The following is a 23,563-nucleotide window of genomic DNA, read 5'->3' on the forward strand; positions in this document are numbered from 1 at the left end:
GCTGCACTGGATCCGGCGGGTATTACAGGCCGGAGACGTCGAGCGGAATGCCCGGGCCGAAGGTCGTCGAGACGGCGCCCTTCTGCACGTACTTGCCCTTCGCCGACGACGGCTTCAGACGCGAGATCTCGTCGAGCACCGAGTTGAGGTTGTCGGTGAGCTGCTCGGCCGAGAACGAGGCCTTGCCGACGATGAAGTGCACGTTCGAGTGCTTGTCGACGCGGAACTCGATCTTGCCGCCCTTGATCTCGGTGACGGCCTTCGCCGCATCCGGGGTCACGGTGCCGGTCTTCGGGTTCGGCATGAGGCCGCGCGGGCCGAGCACCTTGCCCAGACGACCGACCTTGCCCATGAGCTCGGGGGTCGAGACTGCCGAATCGAAATCGGTGTAGCCCGCGGCGACCTTCTCGATCAGCTCGTCGCCGCCGACCTCGTCGGCGCCGGCTGCGATGGCCGCCTCAGCGGCAGCACCCACGGCGAACACGATGACGCGCGCGGTCTTGCCGGTGCCGTGAGGCAGGCTCACGGTGCCGCGCACCATCTGGTCGGCCTTGCGGGGGTCCACACCGAGCTTGACGGCGACCTCGACGGTCGTGTCGGTCTTGGTGGAACCGGTCTCCTTCGCCAGGGCGACTGCCTCGGCGGGAGTGTAGAACTTGTCTGCCTGAATCTTCTCGGCAGCGGCGCGGTACGCCTTCGACTTCTGTGCCATGTCCGATGCCCCTTACTCGACCGTGATGCCCATGGAGCGAGCGGTGCCCGCAATGATCTTCGCCGCAGCGTCGATGTCGTTCGCGTTCAGATCGGCCTGCTTCTGCTCGGCGATCTGGCGAACCTGCTCTGCGGTGACCTTGGCGACCTTGACGGTGTGCGGAGTGCCGGAGCCCTTCTGCACGCCCGCCGCCTTCTTCAGCAGCTCGGCTGCCGGAGGGGTCTTGAGCACGAACGTGAACGAACGGTCCTCGTACACGGTGATCTCCACCGGCACGATGTTGCCGCGCTGGGATTCCGTCGCAGCGTTGTACGCCTTGCAGAACTCCATGATGTTGACGCCGTGCTGACCGAGCGCCGGGCCCACGGGGGGCGCGGGGTTGGCTGCACCGGCCGGGATCTGAAGCTTGATCAGACCGGTAACCTTCTTGGCCTTTGCCATGATTGTTTCCTTTCCTTCGAACTCGCACGGTGGTGCGAGCTCTCCCGCGAGTCCGGCCGTTCCGGATGCGGTACTCGTTCACCTCGGCTCACGCCAGTGGCGTTCGCAGACGCAAACCAGGCAAGTCTACCCGAGAATTCGGGATCGCGCACGTCCGACCGCCGTCCTCGCAGCGGGCCCGGTGGGGCGCGCGCTACGCGGTGAACTCGACGGTGTGCCAGCCGGTCGCCCCGTCGGGCGCGGGCGGCGCCTCGTCGGGGGTCTGAGTGTATCCCGAGGCATCGGTCGCCCGCACGCGAGCGGTGTGGGGGCCGGGGGTCGCGGCCCATTCGAGCGACCACTGCACCCACGTGTCGTCGGAGATCGCCGGGGCGAGGGTCGCCTGCTGCCACTCGCCGTCGTCGACCTGCACCTCAACCCCTGCGACGCCGGTGTGCTGCGCCCAGGCGACGCCCGCAATGGCGATGGTGCTGCCCGCGACCTCCGCGCCGGAGCGCGGGGTGTCGATGCGCGAGGCGGTCTTGTTCGGCCCGCGAGCCGACCACCCGCGCGGCGTCCAGTAGCCCTCCGCGTCGGCGAACCGGGTCACCTCGAGACGGGTGACCCACTTCGTCGCCGACACGTACCCGTACAGGCCGGGCACGATGAGGCGAGCGGGGAAGCCGTGCTGCTCGGGCAGGGGCTCGCCGTTCATGCCGACGGCGAGCAGCGCGTTGCGACGCGGATCGGTGAGGGCGTCGAGCGGCGTGCCGGCCGTGAACCCGTCGGGCCCCGAGGAGAGCACCATGTCGGCACCGCGCGCGACGCCCGCCTTGGCGAGCAGCTCCCTGACGGGGTAGCCGAGCCACGTGGCGTTGCCGATGAGGTCGCCGCCCACCGTGTTCGAGACGCACGCGATGGTGGTGATGTGCTCCTCGAGCGGCAGCGCGAGGAGCTCCTCGTACGTGAGCGTCAGGGGCCGATCGACGAGCCCGGTGATCTCGAGCGTCCACGTCGACGGGTCGATGCGCGGCACCTGCAGCGCGATGTCGATGCGGTAGAAGTCGGCGTTCGGGGTGATGAGCGGGCTGATGCCCGGCACGTCGAGCTGCGCGCCGACGGGTACCGGGGCGGCGGCCTTGGCGGGCTGCGGCAGGCGGATCGCGGCGCGCACCGCGGTGTAGGCGGCGCTGCCCGCGTTCTTGACCCGCGCGCCGACGCCGACGAGGATCGCCGCCGCCGAGGTCGAGCCCACGAAGACCAGGAAGCTGCGTCTCGCGACGCCAGCGGCTCCGACCGCTCCGGCGCCTCCCGCCCCCTCGGCCCCCGATCCTTCGGCGGCGCTCCAGGCCAGCGCGCGACGGCGGCCGACCCCGAGCACCCAGAGGCCGGCGAGCGTTCCGGCGATCGTCGGGAGCGCCCAGAGCGGGGTGGCCTCGGTGCGGGTGAGGATCGCGACCAGCGCGACCAGCGCGACCGCGGCGAGCACCGCCATGCCCGCGAACCGGCGCACGACCTCGGCGATGCCCGCGAGCACGGCGAGGCCGAGCACCACGACGCCGAGGATGACGAAGAGGGCGATCTTGTCGGCGGTGCCGAACAGCGCGATCATGGCGTCCTTCACCCAGCTCGGTGCGAGGTCGATCGCGAGGGCGCCGACGCCGAACAGCGGCGAGGAGCCGGGTGCGACGAGCACGGCGACGAGCTCGGCGACGCCGAGCACCGCGAGCGCCGCCGCGATGCCGACCGCTGCGGCCCTCACGCGCGCGACCGCCCGACCCGAATGCATGCGGTCACCGTACCCCCCGAACATGCGAAAAGCCCCGCCGAAGCGGGGCTCTTCTGCACTGCAGCGCGCGCGGCGCTCAGACCATCTTGGTGACCTGGTCGAAGCTGAGCTCGACCGGGGTCTCGCGCTCGAAGAGCGACACGAGCACCGTGAGCTTGCCCGACGCCGGGTTGATCTCGCTGATCGTGCCCGGGAGCCCCTCGAACGAGCCCGACTTGATGGTGATGGTCTCGCCGACCTCGAAGTCGATCTCGACGTTGCCCTGCGCGGCGGCGTTGGCGGCGGCCTTGCCCTTCGCCGTGGCGGCCGGCTCGAGCTCGACCGTGCTCTTCAGCATCTCGAACGCCTCGTTGATGCGCAGCGGGACCGGGTTGTGCGCGTTGCCGACGAAGCCGGTGACGCCCGGGGTGTGGCGCACAACGGACCAGGTGGTCTCGTTGAGGTGCATGCGGACGAGCACGTAGCCGGGGATGCGCACGCGCGTCACCATCTTGCGCTGGCCGTTCTTGACCTCCATGACCTCTTCCATGGGCACCTGGATCTCGAAGATGTCGTCGACCGCGCCCATCGTCTCGCGACGGTTCCAGAGGTTCGACTTCACCTTGCGCTCGTAGCCCGCGTACGTGTGGATCACGAACCACTTGCCCGGGCGGCGGCGGAGGTCCTTCTTGAAGGCCTTGTAGGGATCGACCGCGGCTTCGCCGTCCTCGCCGGTCTCCTCCTCGGATTCCTCGTCGACGATGGCGGCCGCGGCCGCCTCGGCCTCTTCGGCGCTGTCGATATCGAGCGCATCCTCCACCGCGGCGTCCACATCGGGGTCCGTCGACTGCACCAGTGCGTCGAGTGCCGCGTCGAGGTCTGCCTCGGGGGTGTTGTTCTCGCTCGTCATCTCTACTTGCTTTCCTTGCTCTGCGGTCGGTTCGTTCGTCGGCCGATCAGCCGAGCGTCGTTCCGAATAGGAAGACCGTCACGAATCCGAACGCCTGATCGAGTAGCCACACCAGCGCCATCATGATCAACACGAAGGCGATCACCACGAGGGTGAAGTTGATGAGCTCCTTGCGGGTCGGGGTGACGACCTTCTTCAGCTCTGCGATGACCTGCTGGATGAAGAGGACGATGCGGCTGAACCAGTTGCGCTTCGCGGCGCGATCGGCCTTGGCGCGCTCGACGAGGCCGCCGCTCTCCTCAACTTCGGTGCTGCTCACTGGCATGTCCTTTCCGTTGCCCCCGTTCGGCGCTCTCGCGCCGAACGGGTGTGGCAGGGCAGACAGGACTCGAACCTGCAACCTGCGGTTTTGGAGACCGCTGCGCTACCAATTGCGCCACTGCCCTATGGAGTTCTCGGCCGGAAGATCCGTGGCCGCCAGGCATAGGAAATTCTGGCAGAAGTCAACTACCGAGAGACACTCTACGTGATCCGCACGCCCGTGTCGAACCGAGCGCCGACCGCCCGGGCGCGTCGCTGCAGCGGCAAGCCCCGTTCCCCGCCGCGACTCGCGCATCGCGCGAGACCGCCCGCCACGGCCTGCCGGCCCGGGATAGGATCGGAGCGTGAGCCACATCTCCCGTTTATCAAAGAAGATCTCCGCAATCGCCGAGTCGGCGACGCTCAAGGTCGACGCGAAGGCGAAAGCCCTGCAGGCCGAGGGCCGTCCGGTCATCAGCTACGCGGCAGGCGAGCCCGATTTCTCGACCCCGGAGCACATCGTCGCGGCCGCTCGCAGCGCGCTCGACGACCCGAAGAACTTCCGCTATACGGCGGCCGCCGGCCTGCCCGACCTGAAGCGCGCGATCGCCGACAAGACCGCTCGCGATTCGGGCTGGGCCGTCGACCCGTCGCAGGTCGTCGTGACCAACGGCGGCAAGCAGGCCGTCTACCAGGCGTTCCAGGTGCTGCTCGATCCGGGTGACGAGGTGCTCCTGCCCGCGCCGTACTGGACGACGTACCCCGAGGCGATCCAGCTCGCCGACGGCGTGCCCGTCGAGGTGTTCGCCGGCGCCGAGCAGCACTACAAGGTGACCGTCGATCAGCTCGAGGCCGCGCGCACCGAGCGCACGAAGGTGCTGCTCTTCGTGTCGCCCTCCAACCCGACCGGCGCCGTCTACTCCCCCGAGGAGACCCGCGCCATCGGCGAGTGGGCCGAATCGCACGGCCTCTGGATCATCGCCGACGAGATCTACCAGAACCTGACCTACGACGGCGTGCGCGCCGTCTCCATCGTCGAGGCCGTTCCCGCACTGCAGGAGCGCACCATCCTCGTCAACGGCGTCGCGAAGACGTACGCCATGACCGGCTGGCGGCTCGGCTGGATGGTGGCGCCCGCCGACATCGTCAAGGGCGCGTCGAACCTGCAGTCGCACCTCACCTCCAACGTCAACAACATCGCCCAGCGAGCCGCCATCGCCGCGCTCACCGGGCCGCAGGAGCCCATCGAGGAGATGCGCCAGGCGTTCGACCGCCGCCGCAAGCTCATCGTCGCCGAGCTCAACCGGGTGCCGGGCTTCGCCTGCCCGACCCCCGAGGGCGCGTTCTACGCCTACGTCGACGTCACCGCCGCACTCGGCAAGACGTATCGCGGGGTCACCCCGGAGACGTCGCTCGAACTCGCCGACCTCATCCTCTCGGAGGCCGAGGTCGCAGCGGTTCCCGGCGAAGCCTTCGGGCCGAGCGGATACCTGCGCTTCAGCTACGCCCTGGGCGACGAGGCGCTGGTCGAGGGCGTGCGCCGCATTCAGGCGCTGCTCGGCGAGTAGTCGGCCGCCGGCGAGCGGGCGGTGCGGGATCACGGGATCCTGCACCGCCCGCTGTCGTCTGCCGCGGCTCCCCGCGCTTATGCGACCCGCTTCGTCGTGTAGACTATCGGTCACCAGTCGGGCGGGGTGGGCCCAGCAGCACCGAGAGCGAAGCAGGCAGCGCATGACGCGAGCAGACACCACCACCCCGGCACGCAGGCGGACGAGCAGCGCACGGAGGCGCCGGCGCCGAACCATCGCGATCGCCGCCGTCTTCGTCATCGTCACGGGGTGGCTGTACTTGGCGCCGCCGCTCATCTCGTACGCAGGGGCACCGGCGAGCTGCCGCCCGTTGGCCGCGGGGCTGCTGCAGGGCGGCACACTCATCGGAGGCCTGCCAAGCTATGCGCCCGCATACGCAGCAGTCGATCAATATCTTGACAACCGGGCGGATGAAGTGACCGACCAAGATCGATTCGAAGCAGAGCTCGGCGTTGCGGAACGCTGCAGCGTCGCTCGACTGAATCAGCACACGACCCTCGTCCTGGTGACTGGAGGCGGGATCGCCGCGCTGCTCGGACTCGTATTGCGCCGACTCGGGGTGATCAGGCTCGCGCAGCACCGGCAGTCGGCGACGCTCCAGCGCCTCGGGCAGGGCGAGAGCCCGGGCGGGGCTGGCATGGACTGAGCGGCGCACCCGGCCCGGGCAGACCCGGGTTGGCGATCGTGTCGAGCATGCACTATGTTGATGATGAGTCACACCACGCGCCGAGCAGGCGAGTGGCGCGGACTCGCGAAACTGTTCAGCGCGATCGGGGGGTCGAGAGGATGACCCATGACGTCGAAGGCGATCAGCGATCACGTGATCGGCGAGATCATCGTCGCATCGATCGACGCGCGCATGCAGGAGCTCGCGGGCGCTGACCCCTTGACGAGCTTCGCCGTTCGCGGCGGCGAGTACCACCTCACCTTCGCGAACGGCGTGGAGCGCATCGAGCGCCCCGATCCGTCCACCGGCTCGGGCGGGGGCCTCGGCACGTTCACCCCGGCGATGGACACGGGGTTCGCGGCAGCGCCCGAGCACAACATCGACTACACGGCGCAGTTCGCAGCGGTCAGAAGCACGATCAGCGAGCTGCTCGATCCCTGGCGGGAGCTGCCCGACCCCGAAGACCTCGACCGCTCGATCGCCGCCTGTCGCGATGTGACCACCCGCCTCATCCGCGAGCACTGGACCGACGGCTCCGGAGCACATCGGGGCGCCGGAGCGGTCATCGACAGCTCGCTGTCGGCGATCGCCGCCGACAGCGCCGACTTCACCGGGGCGACCGCGAGGAACTTCCGGAGCACGTACCTGTTCCGCATCCCGGCCGTCATCGAGAGCCACCTCGCGCTGACGCTCACTCGGGGCGGGTCGGTATTCGCGCAGCAGCAGCTGTGGGCTGCCGTGCGCACCGAACTCATCAGCGTCATCACGCTCACGACATCGGCCATGCGGGCGGTCGTGACCGATGAGGGCGACGAGCTCACGCACACGTTCGGCTTCATCGGTGTCGCCGCTCAGGCAATCAAAGCATTCGCCCCGGGAGTGGTGGGCAAAGCCATCGACTTCGTGAGCGCCAGTCTCGCGACCGTGCAGAGCACCCAGTCCGCAACCGTCACGATCGGAGCGGATACGTATGCAGCGGTGCTGAGCGAGCTGCGGTCGGCGCTCGACGCGCTCTCGGAGCATGTGCGAGCCGAGGAGACGACGATCCGCAGAACGATCGAGGCCCACATCGACGACTCGCAGCGCGCAGGCAATCGCGCGGACTACGACCTCGACGATGTCGCGCTCGGGCCCACCGCCGCCATCGGCATGGACGCCGAATCGCTGAATCACATCGCCGACCACACGCTGCCCGCCCTCGCGCGGGAGCTCGCCGAGATCGCCGACCTCAACGAGTCGTGCTCGACTGCATTCGCGGTGACGCGGAACGCGGCGATCGGCCTCGGGGCGACGGGGCCCGCGGAGCACATCAAGAGCCTCGACCGCTACATACGAGACCTGCTCGACGATCTCGCGGCCGAAGTGCTCGACGGTGCGGTGCAGCTGAATCTCGTGGTCGACGATTTCGCGGCGAACGAGGCCGAGGTGATGCGGCAGCTGAACCAGTACCTCGCCGGTCTCGAGCACATCGTCGCCGATCGGCCGCGCGGCGACCCGCTCGATCACCCCGCGCCGAGCGGCATCGAGGCGCCGTTCGCGCCCGGGCTCGACACCGGTCGGCGCGATTCGCACCAGATCCGACTCGATCTCGACTCGCTCATGCGCGGCCCCGCGCAGCAGCCGTAGGCGCGGCGCCCTCCGCGCATCGCCCCGCCACGACGCCTACCCGTACCGCGCGTAGCGCTCGGCGGCATCCGCGACATCGTTGTTGTAGGCGGCACTCGGGTTGTAGCCGTCGAGGGCCGCGATCCAGTGCTCCCCGATCGTGAGATCGAGCCCGGGGTCGCAGAGCAGCGCCGCCACCGACAGCGCCGCGTCATCGATCTGGTCGATCTCGACGCGGCCATCGCCGTTCCCGTCGCGGCCGAACATCTCCCAGGTCTGCGGAATGAACTGCATCGGGCCGACCGCTCGATCCCACTCGGCGTCGCCGTCGATGGCCCCGCCGTCGGTATCGGGAGTCGCGATGAATCGAGTGCCGTCGAGCGGAACGCCGATGATGCGCGGCGTCGTCTGCCCGCTCGGCAGCAGGCGCGAGCCGTTGATGCGCCCGTGATCCGTTTCGACGCTGCCAATGCCGGCGAGCATGTTCCACCCGAGGCGGCACCCCGGCTGCTCGCTCGCGAGGGTCAGCGCGGCGCTCGCATAGGCGCTCAGCGCCCGCTTCGGAATGCCCGTGTCGGCCGCGACGCGGGCGAGCCACTCCGGATCCGCGGCGAGGGGCGCATCGGCGGAATCGGCGCCGGCCGCATCACCCGCGGCGTCGTCCGCGGCGGCGGGCGCATCGGCGGAGTCGGCTTCCGCATGCGGCTCCCCCGCGGCCTCGGGCTCCGCAGCGGGAGCAACGGGGGGCGCAACGGGCTGGGCGCCCGTCAGGAGCACCGCGACGGCGGCCGCGATCAGCACCGCGGCGAGCGCGAACCCTCCGAGTGCGTATCGAAGCGCGCGGCGCGGCGATCCCGCACTCCCCCGATCGTTCGCCCGATCGACCGCGCGCTGGCCCGTCACGGCGGGAGATCTCGGGTATCGGCGGGGTGCGGGCATCGCGGTTCAGATTACCGGGAATGAATCGTGCGCCGCCGTGTTAGATTTGTATGCAAGCGCATATAAATGGCGCACACCACGTGCGGAGCCCGACTCCGCGCACGCGAGACACAGGAGCACATCATGGAATTCGGGATCTTCTCGGTCAGCGACGTCACCCGCGACCCGGTCTCCGGCGAAACGCCGAGCGAGGCCGAGCGCATCCGCGGGCTCGCCGAGATCGCCGTGCACGCGGAAGAGGTCGGCTTCGACGTCTTCGCGATCGGCGAGCACCACAACGCCCCCTTCTTCTCCTCGAGCCCCACCACCTTCCTCGCCTACATCGCCGCGATGACGAAGACGCTCAAGCTCTCCACGAGCACGACGCTCATCACCACCAACGACCCGGTGCGCATCGCCGAGGAGTACGCGATGCTGCAGCACCTCGCGCAGGGCCGCATGGACCTCATGCTGGGCCGCGGCAACACCGCACCGGTCTACCCCTGGTTCGGCAAGGACATCCGCTCCGCACTGCCCCTCGCGCTCGACAACTACAACCTGCTGCACCGCCTCTGGCGAGAGGACGTCGTCGACTACGACGGCAACTTCCGCACCCCGCTGCAGGGCTTCACCAGCACGCCGCGGCCGCTCGACGACGTGCCCCCGTTCGTGTGGCACGGCTCGATCCGCACCCCCGAGATCGCCGAGCAGGCCGCCTACTACGGAGACGGGTTCTTCTCGAACCACATCTTCGCCCCCTCCGAGCACTCCCTGCGCCTCGTGCGGTTCTACCGCGAGCGCTTCGAGCACTACGGCCACGGCACGCAGCAGGAGGCCGTCGTCGGCCTCGGCGGGCAGGCCTTCATGGCGAAGAACTCGCAGGACGCGGTGGCGCAGTTCCGCCCCTACTTCAACGAGGCGCCCGTCTACGGCCACGGGCCGCGGCTCGAGGACTTCGCGAGCCAGACCCCGCTGACCGTCGGCAGCCCGCAGGAGGTGATCGACAAGACGCTCGGATTCCGCGACATCTTCGGCGACTACCAGCGGCAGATGTTCCTCATCGACCACGCGGGCCTCCCCACCAAGACCGTGCTCGAGCAGCTCGACCTCTTCGGCTCCGAGGTGCTGCCCGTGCTGCGGGCCGAGATGGCGAAGGATCGCGACCCGCGGGCCGCGGAGGCGCCCTCTCACGCGAGCCTCGTCACCGCGAAGTACGGAGACGCCGCGCCGCGCCAGCCCCGCCCGAACGCCAACCGGGGAGACAATGTAACGGGTGGCTCGCCGTACCAGGACTCCCCGGCGAAGCAGGGCGCGGCCTTCGGGCTCGCCTGAACCGAGAACCCGCGAGTGCGCCCGGCACCCGGCGCCGCCGACAGCCGCCGGGCGCACTCGCCCACCGCAGCACGCACCCACGTCAGAGCATGAGAAGGAGAACGCGAGATGGATCAGCCCGCTCGTATCGATGTGCGCCTCGCCAACGAGGCGTGGGAGTCGGTGATGTCGGCCCACTCGGCGCTCATGCACACCTTCGCCGCCGAGCACATGTGGTCCGAGATCAGCATGCGCGAGTACGACGTGCTCTACACCCTCGCCAAGCACGACGCCCCCATGCGCATGTGCGACGTGCAGAGCGGCGTGCTGCTCAGCCAGCCCGCGCTCTCGCGCATGGTGGAGCGGCTCGCGACCCGCGATCTGATCGCGCGCGAACCCGACCCGAACGACGGCCGCGCCGTGCTGCTGAGCCTCACCCCTGCGGGCCGCGGCCTGCAGCAGCAGGTGGGGCGGGCGCACGCGAAGAGCGTCGCCCGTCAGCTCGGCGCCGCACTCACCCCCCAGGAGATGCAGGATCTGCGCAGCCTCGCCGGCAAGCTGACCGGCGGGGGCGGCGCGGCCTGATCCCCAATCCCGTTCTCACCGCGACACGCTCGAGGAGCACCCCATGACCACCCCATTCGACGGTTCCGTCACCGAACCCGCAGCCGCCCCGACCCGCACCCTCGCCGTGGTGAGCGCCGGCACGAGCGACCCCTCCACCACGACGATGCTCGCGAACCGAGTCGCCGACGCGGCCGCGAAGATCGCCGCGCAGCGCGGCTTCGCACTGCAGATCAGGTTCGTCGACCTGCGCGCCCTCGCCGAGGATGTGACCACGGCGCTCGTCGCCCAGCACGTCTCGCCCGCTCTGCAGGCGGCCAGCGACATCATGCGCGACGCCGACGCCATCGTCGCATCCACCCCCGTCTACAAGGCGGGCGCGAGCGGCCTGTTCACCGCCTTCTTCCAGGTGCTCGACAACGACCTGCTCATCGGCACGCCCGTGGTGCTCGGCGCGACGGCGGGCAGCGCGCGGCACGCGCTCGTGGTCGACGATCAGCTGCGCGGGCTCTTCTCGTACCTCCGCACCATCACGGTGCCGACCGGCCTCTTCGCCGCGCCCGACGACTGGACGAGCCGGGAGTTCGGCAAGCGGATCGAACGCGCCGCGACGGAGCTGATCGCCCTCGTCGACGGCGGATTCCGCGAGTCGGTGCGCGGGGAATCGTGGGGCGCGTACCAGCACTCCTACGGCAGCGCGGGCGGCACGGAGCTCGGGATCGACTTCGACAGCGACCTCATGAAGCTCGCAACGGGCGGGCGCTGAGTTCGAACGCACCGCGTTCGGACTCCGCGCCCGGTGGCGCCACAGCGCCAGCCCACGGAGCGAAGCGCGGGGCGGGCGCTGAGTTCGAACGCTGAGTTCGGTCAGCCCGCCGCTTCGGTGAGAGATTCGGCTTCGGTGAGGCGTCCGGGCCGCATTCGGTCTCACCGAAGCCGGATCTCTCACCCGAGGCGCAGGGTGCGGTGGGCGATGCGCCCGGCCCAGCGCAGGTCGTGCGTCGAGAGCACCACGGATACATCCGCCGCCGAGACCTCGGCGATCACGCGCTCCAGGCGGCGCATGCCCGCCAGATCGCGGCCCAGCGTCGGCTCGTCGAACAGCAGCACCCCCGCCCCGAGCAGCAGCGCCGAGGCGATCACCAGATCCTTCTGCTGAGCGGGATCGAGGTCGTACGGATGCTCATTCGCGTGCTCGGCGAGACCGGTCCGCGCCAAGACGCGCTCCACCTCCGCGGCGCGGGCGGCCCGCAGCCCCGCGCGCTCGCGGCGCCGGTGCGGCGGCAGCGGCAGCGCGCGATCGAGTTCGGCCCGCACGGTCGACGCCGAGAGCTGGGCGCCGGGATCCTGCCCCACCCAGGCGACCCGGTGCGCGCGCCGATGCACCGGCATGCCGGTCAGGTGCTCCCCGTCGACGAGCACCGCCCCGTTGACGCGCACGTCGGCCTCCGCGTCGAGCAGGCCCGCGACCGCGCGGAGCAGCGTCGACTTGCCGGCCCCGTTCGGCCCGACCACCGCGACCACCTCGCCGCGCGTCGCACGGCAGTCGACATCGGCGAAGATCGTCGACCGCCCCCGGCTCACGGTGAGCGCACGCACATCGAGGCGCGCGTCGCCCGCGCGGCCCGAGGTCTCCCGGACCGGAGCCTCCCGATGCGGATCCCCGCCGACGGCGCTCCACACGCCGTGCTCGCCGAGCACCGCGTCGGAGAGCGCGCCGGGTCGCGGGCCGGCCGTGAGACGCCCGCCCCGCAGAAACGCGACGCGATCCGCCCCCGCCGTCAGCTCGTCGTGCTGGTGGCCGGCCAGCAGCACCGCCCCGCCGCGCGCGCAGAAGCGCCGCAACGCCACCGCGAGCAGGCCGCGCGCCCCGGGATCGAGCGAGAGGCCCGGCTGGTCGAGCACCAGTAGCGCCGGCCGCAGCGTCATGAGGCTCGTGAGCGCGACTAGCTGCCGCTCGCCGCCCGAGAGCGTGTCGAGGCGGCGCCCGAGAAGGCGGCGCATGCCGAACGCGTGCAGCGCCGCACCGACGTCGACCGGTCGGGTGCTGCCCGAGAGCCGTGTGGGGAGCCGCACCTCGTCGTCGACGAAGCTCGTCATCCCGGTCAGCTGCGCCTCGGGATCCTCCCCGAGCATCGCGACGCTCGCCGGGGCGTCGACCGCGCCCGAACCGACCCCCCGCTCGTCGAGCAGCCCCGCCGCGAGACGGCAGAGCGTCGAGGTGCCCGACCCCTGGGGCCCGAGCACCGCGACCGCTTCGCCCGCGCGCACGCGCAGATCGATCCCCGAGAGCGCGGCCTCCTCCGAGTCGTGGAACGCGAACCCGGCGCCCGCGAGCGAGAGCTCGAACGCCTCAGCCACGCAGCACCTTCAGCAGCTCGGAGGCCGTCGGCAGGTGCAGCGCACCGGTGAGCGCCGACGCCACGAGCAGCGCGGTCGCGAGCGGCGCCGCCCACCGGAGCGCGCGCTGCGCGGCGCCGTCGCGGTGATCCTGCAGCTCTGCGGGGCGCCGCGCACGACCGAACCCGCGCTGCTCCAGCGTGTCGTGCCGCTGGTCGAGCTGCACGAGCGACGCCGTCAGCAGCCCCGCGATGATGCCCGGCATGAGGCGCACCCGCGTGCCGAGGCGCGCCGTGTCCCAGCCGCGCGCGGCGCGCGCGGCGAGCGCCCGCGACACCTGCTCGCGCAGCAGCGGGATGAGGCTCAGCGCGGTGGCGCAGACGTACGCGATGCCGAGGGGCATGCCGAGTCGGATCATGCCGTCGAACGTGCGCGCCGAATCGGAGCCGAACGCGAACAGCGCGCACACCGCGACCATCGCCGCGACGCGCAGCCAGAGCTGGAGGGCGACGGAGAGCCCCTCGACGGTCACCGCTGCCGCCCCCCAGCGCCACAGCACCTCGACGTCATCTCCGGGGTAGAAGAGGCCCTGCACGATGCCGACCATGACGAGCATCGGCACCGCGAGCGCCGCGAGGGTCGCGATCCACCGTCCGAAGCGCACCCGCGGGGATCGCGCTGCAACCCCGGCCGCGGCGATGAGCAGCGCGACCGGCACGAGGGGCGAGGGGATGCCGTACGTCAGCACGAGCGCGCACACCAGCAGCACGAGCTCGGTGGCGGGGTGCAGGGCTGCAGCCGCCGGCCGCGGACGCGGAGCCGAACGCGGCCCCGCACCCGCCGCCGAGCTGAGCTGACGCACCGGCACGCGGCGCCCTACGCGCCGCCGACGGGTCGCCCCGAGCGCGAGCGCGCGGGCGCGAGCGACCGCATGGCCAACGGGTACCGGCGCACGATGCGCTTGGGCAGCGCGCGCAGCACGAGGAAGGCGAGCAGGAAGATGATCGCCTTGTCCGCGGTGTCGGATGCGAGGCTCTGCACCGTAGTGGCGTTCAGCATCTCGAGGCCCGCGGCCTGCAGCGTCGCGACGATGCCGCCGGTGCCCACGCCGAGGCCGCCGCCGAAGACGAACGCGGCCACGGGCGCCCCGAGTGCGCCGCCGGGAATGCCGGCGATGGCTCCGGCGAGCACCGCCCACCACGGAGCGCGGAATGCGCCGAGTCGGGCCGCCCACCCTGCGGCGGCGCCCACGAACGCGGCTCCCGCGGTGAACGCGATGACGGTGGGGTTGATGGTGACACCCCAGATGACGTTGCCGAGGATGCCGGTGAGCGCACCGGCTGCGGGGCCCGCGAGCACGCCGATGATGACGGAGCCGAGCGAGTCGAGGTACAGCGGAATGGGAGTCAGTGTGCCGACGATCTGCCCGACGGTGATGTTCAGGGCGATCGCGATCGGCATGAGGGCGAAGATGCTGCGCGGGATGAGCGGCAGCGTGCCGGCGGCGATGAGGGCTGCACCGGCGAGGTAGCCGACCATCACCCACAGGGTGGTGTTGCCGAGATCCTGCCCGAGGGTGGCCGGCTGGGTGAAAAGCACGGCGACGTACGTCGCGATGATCACGAGCGCGCCGGCTGCGGTGAGGAGGTACGCCCACTTCGGGGCGGTGGTGCGGGCTTCTCCGGGACTCGTCGTGGTGGCGAGCCCCTGCCCAGAGACGCTATCTTGCGCGGTCATACTGCGGTCCTTCCCTGAGGGTGTCGGTGAGATGGTCGAGAAAACGCGTCGCGTCGACCCGGCGGATGATCTCGGCATTCGCCGGCCGATTCCACCGGCCGAGCCAGTCGGCGATGGTCTCGCCGCGAGTGAGGGTGCCCGTGAGCTCGACGTCGATCGGGGCGAACGCGGTCTCCGCCCACGGAATTCTGCCAGCCGTCGCCGATCCGCGCGACTCGGCCTGCACCTCGGCCGCGTCGCGCGCGCCGTCGCCGCGGAGCCGCTCGGCCGCCGCCCCGCGAGCGCTGCGCGCCCACTCGACCGCCGTCGCCGTCACGTACGGGTCGTGGATGTGGGCGAGGTACCCGTGCCCGTCGGCCTCGTGGAACTCGAAGTAGAAGCGCAGCGCCTCGCCGAGCTCGTGCAGCAGAGCGGGCCAGGGCGCCGGCGCGGGATCGGCGGCGCCGACGATGCGGTTCAGGCGCTCGGGCGTCATCTCGACCATCTCGGTCGCCTCGATCGGGCCGACGACCGGCGGGAACGGGGCGTCTCCCGCCACGTAGGCGTCGCCGAACGCGGCGAACACCCGCGCCGCCGCCTCCGGGTCGTAGCTGACGTTCCACTCCGTGGTCGGCTGGGTGTTGCCGCGGTAGTTGAACGCCCCGCCCATCACGAAGAGCCGCTTCAGCAGCCGCGGCAGCTCGGGTGCGATGTCGAGGGCCAGCGCGAGATTCGTGGCCGGCCCGATCATGACGCCGATCAGCTCACCGGGGTGCGCCCGCGCCGCATCGACCCACGCCTGCGCAGCGCTCAGGTCGCGCACCGGGCTCGCGGGTTCGGGGAGCGCCGCGTAGCCCGCGCCGGTGTCGCCGTGCGTCACCTCCGCGTACTCGGGGTCAGGCCCGGGATCGCCCGCCGCCTCCGCCGCCTCCGCCCGCGCCTCATCGGCGGGCTGCGCGAGCGGGTGCACGGCGCCGGGGAAGACCGGCAGGTCGGGGCGCCCGGCGAGTGCGAGCCACCCGAGGGTGTTGCGCACGACCTGCTCGGTCGACACGTTGCCGCCGCTCGCCGCGATGCCGACGATGTCGACGTCGGGCTGGCAGAGCAGGTAGGCGATCGCTATGGCGTCGTCGATGCCGGGGTCGCAGTCGAGGAAGAGCGGGATCGCGGTGTCTGCCATGGTTCTATTGTGGCGGACCGCGGCGGGCGGCGGGCACCGGGGCGACCACCCCGGCCCGACCGACCGGCCCTACGCGTCGCCCGCCGTGATGCTCTGCGCCTCCTCGGTCGCGCTCTCGTGCGGACGCCCGATGTGCGCGAGGTGGCGCCCCGCGATCCCGAGCATCACCATGGCGACGACGATCGCGCCCGCGCCGAACCAGTAGGGCGCGCCCGCGCCGAGCGCCTCGGAGATGGGGCCCGCGACGGCCGGGGCCACGGCGCCGCCCATGAATCGCACGCCCGAGTAGGTGGACGAGGCGACGTTGCGCGGGAGATCGGTCGCCTCCATCACCGCCTCCGTGAGCGCCGTGTTCATGACGCCGAGCAGCAGTCCGCTGACGATCACGATCACGACGAGGCCGACGAGCGAGCCGGTGAGGCAGCCGAGCAGCGCCAGGCAGGCGGTGAGCCCGCCGAGCATCGTGAAGAGCACGGGGCGCAGCCCGAAGCGGCGGGTGAGGGCGGGCGCCACGAGCACCGAGGTGATGGCGAGGGCGAGCCCCCACCCGAAGAAGACGAGGCCGAGTTCGTGGGCGCCGAATGCGCTGCCGACGGCTGACGCCGCGGCTTCGAGCGGGTACGGGCTGTAGGCGAGCAGCACGAAGAAGCCGAAGTTGTAGAAGAGCGCGACGAGCGAGAGGGAGCGGAGGGCGGGATTGCGGAGGGCGCGGAATCCGGCGAGGATCGAGAGCTTCTCGGGAGCCGGGGCGGTCGCTCCGGCGGCGCTATCGGCGCCGCGCATCGGCTGACGCAGCAGCACGAGGATCGCGATCAGCGCGATCGCCATCAGGCCCGCGGTGCCGAAGAAGGGGCCGCGCCATGACAGCGAGCCGAGCACGCCGCCGACCAGCGGGCCGACGGCGAGCCCGACGCCGAGCGCCGCCTCGTAGAGCACGATCGCCTGACGGGAGCCGCCCGAGGCCGCGCCGACGATCGCGGCGAGCGCCGTCGAGATGAAGAGCGCGTTGCCGAGCCCCCACCCGGCGCGGAATCCGATGATCGCGTCGACCGATCCCGAGGCGCCGGCGAGCGCCGCGAAGACGACGACGAGCACGAGGCCGGCGAGCAGGGTGCGCTTCACGCCGAGCCGGCTCGACACCCAGCTCGTGAAGAACATGGCCGCGCCCGTGATGAAGAGGTAGCTGGTGAACAGCAGCATGGTCTGGCTCGGGCTCGCGCCGAGCTCGTGGCTGATCGCGGGGAGGATCGGGTCGACCAGGCCGATGCCCATGAAGGAGACCGCGCACGCGAAGGCGATCGCCCACACGGCGGTCGGCTGGCGCAGGATCGACGCCTTCGGCGTACTGGAGGTCGCCGGGGTGGAACCGGTGTCTGGTCGGGATTCGGCTGTCGTGGACGTGATCTGCTCCTGGGTCGTGCGCGCAGGTGCGCGCGGTTCTGCGTGGTGAGGGGGAGGGCTGCTCGGCGGTGGGGCCGGTGCGCCGGGCCGATGCGGCACTGCGAGGCGGCCCGGTGCCGCCGCGCGGGCGCTGCGGCACCGCGGGCCTCCGGCGATCCGGCTCTACGGCGATCCGGCGGCGGGGCGCTCCCGGCGCTCCCCCGATGGATCGTCGATGCGGTCGCCGAGCTGGTGCAGCAGCTCGGCGGCGCGGGCGAGGGTGGCTCGGTCGAACTCGGAGAGGGCCTCGAGGTGGGGGCGCAGCCGCTCGGCGGCGGCGCCGAGGTAGTCGACGAGCGCCGCGCTGCCGGCGGGGGTGATGGAGACCAGTGTGGCGCGGCCGTCGGCGGGATCGGGTGCGCGCGCCACCCACCCCTCCCCCTCGAGCCGCTGCACGAGCCCGGTCATCGAGGGCTGCGCGACGCGCTGCTCGTGGGCGAGCGTGCTGATGCGCGCGGGGCCCGACTGCTCGAGCCCGAGGAGCACGCGCCAGGCGATGAGGGAGTATCCGCGACCGGCGACGCGCCCGGCGATGCGCGCGAAGCGCCCCGAGACGCGAGTGAGGTCGCGGGCGAGTGCATCGGAGTCCGAAGCATCGGCACCCGAAGCATCGGTGCCCTGGGCATTCGAGAAGCGCTGGGCGGTCATGGCGACCATGCTACCAGCGATTACATCGTATTGCTATGCAATTCGCGCACCGTCCGCCGAACGCCCCTCGTCGATCACCACCAACTGCTGGTTCGCGAACTCGCGCACCCCCTGCACGCCGAGCTCCCGGCCGAAGCCCGATCGCTTCACCCCGCCGAACGGCAGCGCCGGGCTCCCGCCCCTGACGCGGTTGACCGAGACCATGCCCGCATCGATCTCGGCGGCGAAGCGCTGCGCCGCCTCCTCGGTATCCGCGAACGCCGTGGCACCCAGACCGTACGGCGAATCGTTCGCGAGCGCGATCGCCTCGTCCACCGAGTCCGCACCCACGATCATCGCCACCGGCCCGAAGAGCTCTCGGCGCCACACCGGCTGATCGCGCAGCGGCTCGAGCAGCACGACGGGAGCGAAGCGACGCGGATCCGCGTCGTCTCGGGTCAGGTCGCCCCGCACCTCGGCGCCGCCCCGCTGCGCCGACCGCACCGCGCCGCGCAGCTCGTCGGCCGCCGCCGCGCTCGACAGCGGCCCGAGCACGGTCTCGGCGAGCAGCGGATCGCCCGCGCGCGCCGAGAGGAACTCCGCCGAGAAGGTGTTCACGAACCCGGGCAGCAGGTCGCGCCGCACGATGATGCGCTTCGGCGACACGCACGTCTGCCCGGCGTTCGAGAGCCGCATCGCCGCCGCGAGCCGCGCGAGCTCGTCGCAGCGCTCGGAGTCGAACACGATGAACGGGTCGCTGCCCCCGAGCTCGAGCACCACCTTCGTGAGCGACGCCCCGGCGGCGCGGGCGATCTCGGCGCCGACCGCCTCGCCGCCGGTGAACGACACCCCGGCGACGAGCGGGTGCGCGATGGCCGCGAACACTTCGTCGTGCGAGAACCCCGAGTGGGCCACCAGCCCCTCGGGGGCGCCCGCCTCCGCGAAGATGCGCTCCGCGATCGCGGCGCTCCCCGCGCAGACGGCGGCGTGCTTGAACACGACCGCATTGCCGAGCAGCAGATTCGGCGCAATGCAGCGGACGAGCTGGTAGTGCGGGTAGTTCCAGGGCATGATGCCGAGCACGACGCCGGTCGGCTGCAGGCGCACCTCGGCGCGGCCTCCGTCATCGAGCGCGACGGCTTCGGGCTGCAGCACGCGAGCCGCCTCGCTTGCGTAGTGGGCGAGGATCGCCGCGCACGAGCGCACCTCGGCCAGCCCCTGCGAGACCGGCTTGCCCATGTCTCGCGCCATCTGCCGCGCAATCTCGTCGGCGCGCCGCTCGTAGACCTCCGCCGCGCGCGCGAGCATCTCCGCCCGCGCGGCGACCGGCTCCCCCCTCCAGGCGGCGAAGGCCCGCGACGCGCGCTCGAGCACCTCGTCGACGCGCGACGAGCCCGCGCTCGCACTCGCGCTCACACCCGCGCTCGCACTCGCGCTCACACCCGCGCTCGCACCCGCGCTCGTGCGCACGCTCTTCTGCTCGCTCATGCCGCGCGGCCCGGCACGATCGGGTCGAGGCGCAGCCAGATCAACGCGGAGGCGCCCGAGTCGAGCGCTCGGGCGAAGACGGGGGCGAATTCGGCGGCGTCGTCCACGCGATGCCCGGCGATGCCGTGCGCTCGGGCGAGCATCGCGTAGTCGGGGTTGGTCAGCTCCGTGCCCGAGGGGCGGCCGGGGAAGTGGCGCTCCTGGTGCGAGCGGATCGTGCCGTATCCGCTGTTGTCGATCACGACGACGATGGCGCGGCCCCCGGTCGCCTGCAGCGTGGCGAGCTCCTGCCCGTTCATCCCGAAGCAGCCGTCGCCGGCGAGCGCGACGACGGTGCGGTCGGGGTGCACGAGGCACGCGGCGACCGCGGCGGGCACCCCCATGCCCATCGCGCCGTTGCGCGGGCCCGCGAAGGTGCGCGGCCGTTCGTGGTGCAGGTAGCGCAGCGCGCCGATGACGTAGTTGCCGGCTCCCGCGGTGATGATGGCGTCGTCGGGCAGCAGCCGCTGCATCGCACCGAACACCTCCCCCCGCCACACGTCTTCGCCCGCGCGCGATGCAGCGGGGGTGCTCCAGGCGACGTAGGCCTTCCGCTCGCGCTGCAGGCGCGCGCGGCGCTCGGGCGAGCCCGCGCCCAGCTGCGTCAGCCCGTCGAGCCATGCCGCGGGCGGGGCGACGTAGTGGAGGGTGGTCTGCCCCTCGTGCGCGAGCAGGTCGGCGTCGTCGCCGACGACGATCGTCGTGGCCTCGCCGCCGCCGAGGGTGTACTCGTCTGAGAGCACGTCTCGTCGCGTCGTGCCGAGGTAGCAGACGAGGTCGGCCTCACCGTAGGCCTCCGCCGCGCCGTCGTTGCGACCGAACCCCAGGCTGCCGACCCAGGCTGGCGAGCTGTGCGGGAACGCGTCATGGCTGCGGAAGTCGGAGACGACCGGGATCGCGGCGTGCTCGGCGATACGGCGCAGCCGCGCGGCGCTCGCCTCGTCCCAGCCGTCGCCGCCGACGACGAACACGGGCCGCTCGGCGGCGTCGAGCGCGCGGGCCGCTGCGGCGAGCGCATCGTCGCCGTACCGCGCGGGCGGCCGCTCGGCCGGCGCGAGGTCGCGCGTGCGCGCCACCGGGGCGACGAGCACCTCCTCGGGCAGCCCGATCACCACCGGGCCGGGCCTGCCCGACTCCGCGATCTCGAACGCGCGGGCGACGCGCTCGGCCGCCGTCTCGGGGTGGTCGAGTGTGAACACCGCTTTCGCCGTGCTCCCGAACCACGAGGCGAGATCGAACTCCTGGAACGCCTGCAGGTCGCGCACGTGGGTCGCGATGAGCCCGACGAACACCACCAGCGGGGTGCAGTCCTGGTAGGCCGTGTGGATCGCGATCGAGGCGTTCGCCGCCCCCGGCCCCCGCGTCACGGCGACGACGCCGGCGCGGCCGGTGAGCCGGGCCTCCGCGAGCGCCATGAACCCGGCGCCGCCCTCCTGCCGGGCGGTCACCAGCCGGATCGGGGAGTCGTGCAGGGCGTCGAGGAGCCCGAGGAAGCTCTCGCCCGGAACGTGGTAGACCCGCGCGATGCCGCGCCTCTCGAGGTGGGTGACGATGGTGCTGGCGACGGTGTCGGTCATGCGGGTTCATCCTTCGTTCGCGGTCGGGCGGCGTGCTGCGGGGGTTCTGGTGAGGGGCGCCGTGCGGTTACGGCTGCCGCGACGCGAAGGCGTCGTGGAGCCGCCCGGCCGCGCGGAGCATCGCGTCGATGAGGCGGTCGTCGGGCAGGGCTCCCTGCTCCGTGATGACGCTGAGCGCCCCGATGCCGGCGCCTTCGTGGGCGATGGGCACGGCCACGGCGGTGATGCGGTCGCCCAGCCACTCGGAGTGGACGAGCGCGTAGCCCTGGAGCCTGATGCGCGCGTAGACGGCGTCGTCGAGCACACCGGAGTCGCGGGCCGCGGCGCGGTGCGCCTCATCGGAGAAGGCGAGCAGCACCTGGCCGGATGCGGAAGATCTCGGAGACACCCGGGCCTCGTAGCCCCGCCTGATGAACTTCGCCCGTGCGGGCTCCACCCGCTCGACGATCACGGGGGTGCTCTGCTCCATGACGGCGAATGACACTGGGGCGCCGAGCTCGGCCACGGCCTCCTGCATGACGGGGAGCAGGATCGGGCGCAGTTCCTTCGCGGGGTTCACGCGCGAGGCGAGGTCGGCGACGCGCAGGCTGACCCGGTACACCGCGTTCTCGTCTTGGAACGCCCAGCCCGCGGCCACCGCGGTCTGCAGGTACTGGTGCGCGGCTGCCCGCGCCCAGTCGAGTCGCTCGGCGAGCGCGGAGACCGAGAGCCCGGCTTCGGCTCGTGCGAGCGCGTCGATGACGGTGAGCATCTTGATGCCGGTCTGCAGCACGGGGGTGCCCGTCGCGCGGCGGGCGCCCCTTCCGCGCTGCGGTTCGCCCGAACGGGGGCCGGGGGTCGCTTCGGTCATCGCACTTCCTCGTGATCGCTTGCCGTCTTGCATATGCAGACAGTGTCTGACCCTGCAATACGGCGATGCTAGCACGGCCCCGAATGCAGCAGCAGACCCGCCCCACCGACGGTGGAGCGGGTCTGCTGCGGTGCGCTGACGGAGGGGCTACGCGCCGACGTACCCGTCGGCGACGTTCAGGGCCTCGTCGATGATGTCGAGACCACGCACGAGATCCTCCTCGGAGATGATCAGCGGCGGCGCCACCTGCAGGCGGTTGCCCGCGGCGAACGGCCAGAGGCCCGCCTGCTTGCAGGCCGCGACGACCGCGTTGAACGGCGCGGCGGCCTCCCGCGACGCGTTGAACGGGATGAGGGGCTCGCGGGTCTCGGGGTTCTTCACGAGCTCGATCGCCCAGAACAGCCCGGTGCCGCGCACCTCGCCGACCGACGGGTGCCGCTCCGCGATCTCGCGCAGACGCGGCCCGACGACGCGCTCGCCGAGGTCGCGCACCCGCTCGAGGATGCCCTCCTCGGCGAAGATGTCGAACGTCGCGACGCCCGCCGCAGCGCCGAGCGGGTGCCCGCTGTAGGTCAGCCCTCCGGGGAACGGCTTCTGATCGAACGTCTGGTGCACGGCCTCGGAGATGACGACGCCGCCGAGCGGCACGTAGCCCGAGTTGACCCCCTTGGCGAACGTCACCAGATCGGGCTTCACGTCGAACGCCTGGTAGGCGAACCAATGGCCGGTGCGCCCGAACCCCGCCATCACCTCGTCGGCGATGAGCAGGATGCCGAACTCGTCGCACAGCTCGCGCACGCCGGCGAGGTAGCCGGGCGTCGGGATGAGGATGCCGTTCGTGCCGGTCACGCTCTCGAGGATGACGGCCGCGATGGTCGCCGGCCCCTCGAGCTCGATCGTCGCCCGCAGGTGGGCGAGCGCGCGCTCCGTCTCCTGCTCCGGGGTCTCGGCGTAGAACGCCGAGCGGTAGGGGTAGGGCCCGTGGAAGTGCACGACGCCCGCATCGAGCGTGCCGTTGGCCCAGCGCCGCGGTTCGCCCGTCAGCGTGATCGCGGTCGACGTGGAGCCGTGGTACGACCGGTACCGGGCCAGCACCTTCTGACGGCCGGTGTGGTGGCGCGCCATGCGCACCGCGTACTCCACGGCGTCGGCGCCGCCGTTGGTGAAGAACACCGAGCGCGCCCCCTCGAAGGAGTGCTCGACGATGCGCTTGGCGAGTTCGCCGCGCACGTCGTTCGCCATGGCGGGCTGGATCGTCGCGAGACGGCCCGCCTGATCCTGGATCGCCTTGACGAGGCCGGGGTGCTGGTGGCCGAGGTTCAGGTTGACGAGCTGCGACGAGAAGTCGAGGTACTCGGTGCCGTCGTAATCCCAGAACCGCACCCCCTCGCCCTTCGCGATGGGCAGCGGGTTGATCGCGCCCTGCGCCGACCACGAGTGGAAGACGTACTGGCGGTCGTTCTCGCGCACCTCGCGCTGGGCGTCGGTGTCGCCGAAGCTCTGCTCGGCGCCGGTGAGATCGATGTAGTCGCTCATGCGGTC

Annotated in this window: 23 protein-coding genes and 1 tRNA gene; 7 read left to right on the forward strand and 17 right to left on the reverse strand. The window is 71.6% G+C overall.

Annotated elements, in window-relative coordinates; all coding sequences use genetic code 11:
* Positions 1–22 precede the first annotated feature (22 nt).
* The 6 genes from rplA to BLT44_RS00865 form a co-directional block, all read right to left on the reverse strand.
* Positions 23–712 carry a 50S ribosomal protein L1 gene (gene rplA / locus BLT44_RS00840; protein WP_010156074.1) on the reverse strand — a complete coding sequence of 230 codons (690 nt, stop codon included), beginning with the start codon at positions 710–712 and terminating at the stop codon, positions 23–25.
* 12 nt (positions 713–724) lie between these two features.
* Positions 725–1,153, reverse strand: coding sequence for a 50S ribosomal protein L11 (gene rplK, locus BLT44_RS00845; protein ID WP_010156073.1), 429 nt, complete (start codon positions 1,151–1,153; stop codon positions 725–727).
* Positions 1,154–1,346: 193 nt separating this feature from the next.
* The gene (locus tag BLT44_RS00850; RefSeq protein ID WP_029608189.1) at positions 1,347–2,921 is read right to left on the reverse strand and encodes a molybdopterin-dependent oxidoreductase; all 1,575 of its coding nucleotides are present in this window, start codon (positions 2,919–2,921) and stop codon (positions 1,347–1,349) included.
* Between the two features lie 76 nt (positions 2,922–2,997).
* Entirely contained in the window at positions 2,998–3,810 is an 813-nt protein-coding gene (gene nusG, locus BLT44_RS00855) for a transcription termination/antitermination protein NusG (protein WP_010156070.1), read from the reverse strand.
* A gap of 46 nt (positions 3,811–3,856) precedes the next feature.
* Positions 3,857–4,129, reverse strand: coding sequence for a preprotein translocase subunit SecE (secE, locus tag BLT44_RS00860; RefSeq protein WP_010156069.1), 273 nt, complete (start codon positions 4,127–4,129; stop codon positions 3,857–3,859).
* A 51-nt stretch (positions 4,130–4,180) separates the two neighbouring features.
* Positions 4,181–4,256, reverse strand: a tRNA-Trp gene (locus BLT44_RS00865).
* 219 nt (positions 4,257–4,475) lie between these two features.
* On the opposite strand from BLT44_RS00865, the gene BLT44_RS00870 reads away from it, so the two are divergent.
* The 3 genes from BLT44_RS00870 (at position 4,476) to BLT44_RS00880 (ending at position 7,992) form a co-directional block, all read left to right on the forward strand.
* Entirely contained in the window at positions 4,476–5,678 is a 1,203-nt protein-coding gene (locus BLT44_RS00870) for a pyridoxal phosphate-dependent aminotransferase (protein WP_010156068.1), read from the forward strand.
* A 163-nt stretch (positions 5,679–5,841) separates the two neighbouring features.
* Positions 5,842–6,345 (forward strand): hypothetical protein, encoded by a 504-nt coding sequence (locus BLT44_RS00875; protein WP_010156067.1) that lies wholly within the window; start codon positions 5,842–5,844, stop codon positions 6,343–6,345.
* A gap of 147 nt (positions 6,346–6,492) precedes the next feature.
* Positions 6,493–7,992 (forward strand): hypothetical protein, encoded by a 1,500-nt coding sequence (locus BLT44_RS00880; protein WP_010156066.1) that lies wholly within the window; start codon positions 6,493–6,495, stop codon positions 7,990–7,992.
* A 36-nt stretch (positions 7,993–8,028) separates the two neighbouring features.
* On the opposite strand, the gene BLT44_RS00885 is transcribed toward BLT44_RS00880, so the two are convergent.
* Complete coding sequence (locus BLT44_RS00885) at positions 8,029–8,910, reverse strand: lytic murein transglycosylase (protein WP_081473313.1); 882 nt, start codon at positions 8,908–8,910, stop codon at positions 8,029–8,031.
* A 123-nt stretch (positions 8,911–9,033) separates the two neighbouring features.
* Between BLT44_RS00885 and BLT44_RS00890 the strand changes: the two genes are divergently transcribed.
* The 3 genes from BLT44_RS00890 (at position 9,034) to BLT44_RS00900 (ending at position 11,530) form a co-directional block, all read left to right on the forward strand.
* Positions 9,034–10,221, forward strand: coding sequence for a CE1758 family FMN-dependent luciferase-like monooxygenase (locus BLT44_RS00890; protein WP_010156064.1), 1,188 nt, complete (start codon positions 9,034–9,036; stop codon positions 10,219–10,221).
* A gap of 108 nt (positions 10,222–10,329) precedes the next feature.
* Positions 10,330–10,785, forward strand: coding sequence for a MarR family winged helix-turn-helix transcriptional regulator (locus BLT44_RS00895; protein WP_010156063.1), 456 nt, complete (start codon positions 10,330–10,332; stop codon positions 10,783–10,785).
* Between the two features lie 43 nt (positions 10,786–10,828).
* A complete protein-coding gene (locus BLT44_RS00900) occupies positions 10,829–11,530 on the forward strand; it encodes a CE1759 family FMN reductase (protein ID WP_010156062.1) in 702 nt (233 codons plus the stop codon).
* Between the two features lie 179 nt (positions 11,531–11,709).
* Here BLT44_RS00900 and BLT44_RS00905 read toward each other — a convergent pair whose 3' ends face one another.
* The 5 genes from BLT44_RS00905 to BLT44_RS00925 all read right to left on the reverse strand — a co-directional run bounded on the left by BLT44_RS00905 (position 11,710) and on the right by BLT44_RS00925 (position 17,272).
* A complete protein-coding gene (locus BLT44_RS00905) occupies positions 11,710–13,125 on the reverse strand; it encodes an ATP-binding cassette domain-containing protein (protein WP_074689823.1) in 1,416 nt (471 codons plus the stop codon).
* Positions 13,118–13,972, reverse strand: coding sequence for an energy-coupling factor transporter transmembrane component T family protein (locus BLT44_RS00910; protein WP_010156059.1), 855 nt, complete (start codon positions 13,970–13,972; stop codon positions 13,118–13,120). The genes BLT44_RS00905 and BLT44_RS00910 overlap by 8 nt, the downstream gene beginning before the upstream one ends.
* Positions 13,973–13,980: 8 nt before the next feature.
* Positions 13,981–14,841, reverse strand: coding sequence for a hypothetical protein (locus BLT44_RS00915; RefSeq protein ID WP_010156058.1), 861 nt, complete (start codon positions 14,839–14,841; stop codon positions 13,981–13,983).
* Positions 14,825–16,000 (reverse strand): nucleoside hydrolase, encoded by a 1,176-nt coding sequence (locus BLT44_RS00920; protein WP_010156057.1) that lies wholly within the window; start codon positions 15,998–16,000, stop codon positions 14,825–14,827. The genes BLT44_RS00915 and BLT44_RS00920 overlap by 17 nt, the downstream gene beginning before the upstream one ends.
* Positions 16,001–16,069: 69 nt before the next feature.
* Positions 16,070–17,272, reverse strand: a complete 1,203-nt coding sequence (locus BLT44_RS00925) for an MFS transporter (RefSeq protein ID WP_425311207.1) — start codon at positions 17,270–17,272, stop codon at positions 16,070–16,072.
* On the opposite strand from BLT44_RS00925, the gene BLT44_RS15810 reads away from it, so the two are divergent.
* Positions 17,265–17,450: a hypothetical protein gene (locus tag BLT44_RS15810; RefSeq protein WP_244887487.1), complete on the forward strand. Its 186-nt coding sequence runs from the start codon at positions 17,265–17,267 to the stop codon at positions 17,448–17,450. The two genes, BLT44_RS00925 and BLT44_RS15810, sit on opposite strands and share 8 nt — an antisense overlap.
* Positions 17,451–17,563: 113 nt before the next feature.
* Here the strand turns inward: BLT44_RS15810 and BLT44_RS00930 are convergent, their stop codons facing one another.
* The 5 genes from BLT44_RS00930 to BLT44_RS00950 form a co-directional block, all read right to left on the reverse strand.
* Positions 17,564–18,088 carry a MarR family winged helix-turn-helix transcriptional regulator gene (locus BLT44_RS00930; RefSeq protein ID WP_010156055.1) on the reverse strand — a complete coding sequence of 175 codons (525 nt, stop codon included), beginning with the start codon at positions 18,086–18,088 and terminating at the stop codon, positions 17,564–17,566.
* Positions 18,089–18,121: 33 nt separating this feature from the next.
* Positions 18,122–19,555 carry an aldehyde dehydrogenase family protein gene (locus BLT44_RS00935; RefSeq protein WP_010156054.1) on the reverse strand — a complete coding sequence of 478 codons (1,434 nt, stop codon included), beginning with the start codon at positions 19,553–19,555 and terminating at the stop codon, positions 18,122–18,124.
* A complete protein-coding gene (locus tag BLT44_RS00940; protein ID WP_010156053.1) occupies positions 19,552–21,171 on the reverse strand; it encodes a thiamine pyrophosphate-dependent enzyme in 1,620 nt (539 codons plus the stop codon). The genes BLT44_RS00935 and BLT44_RS00940 overlap by 4 nt, the downstream gene beginning before the upstream one ends.
* Before the next feature lie 67 nt (positions 21,172–21,238).
* Positions 21,239–22,021, reverse strand: a complete 783-nt coding sequence (locus BLT44_RS00945; RefSeq protein WP_010156052.1) for an IclR family transcriptional regulator — start codon at positions 22,019–22,021, stop codon at positions 21,239–21,241.
* Positions 22,022–22,168: 147 nt separating this feature from the next.
* A complete protein-coding gene (locus tag BLT44_RS00950) occupies positions 22,169–23,557 on the reverse strand; it encodes an aspartate aminotransferase family protein (protein WP_010156051.1) in 1,389 nt (462 codons plus the stop codon).
* Positions 23,558–23,563: the final 6 nt, after the last annotated feature.

It is taken from the genome of Leucobacter chromiiresistens, from assembly GCF_900102345.1.
Lineage (GTDB): Bacteria > Actinomycetota > Actinomycetes > Actinomycetales > Microbacteriaceae > Leucobacter > Leucobacter chromiiresistens.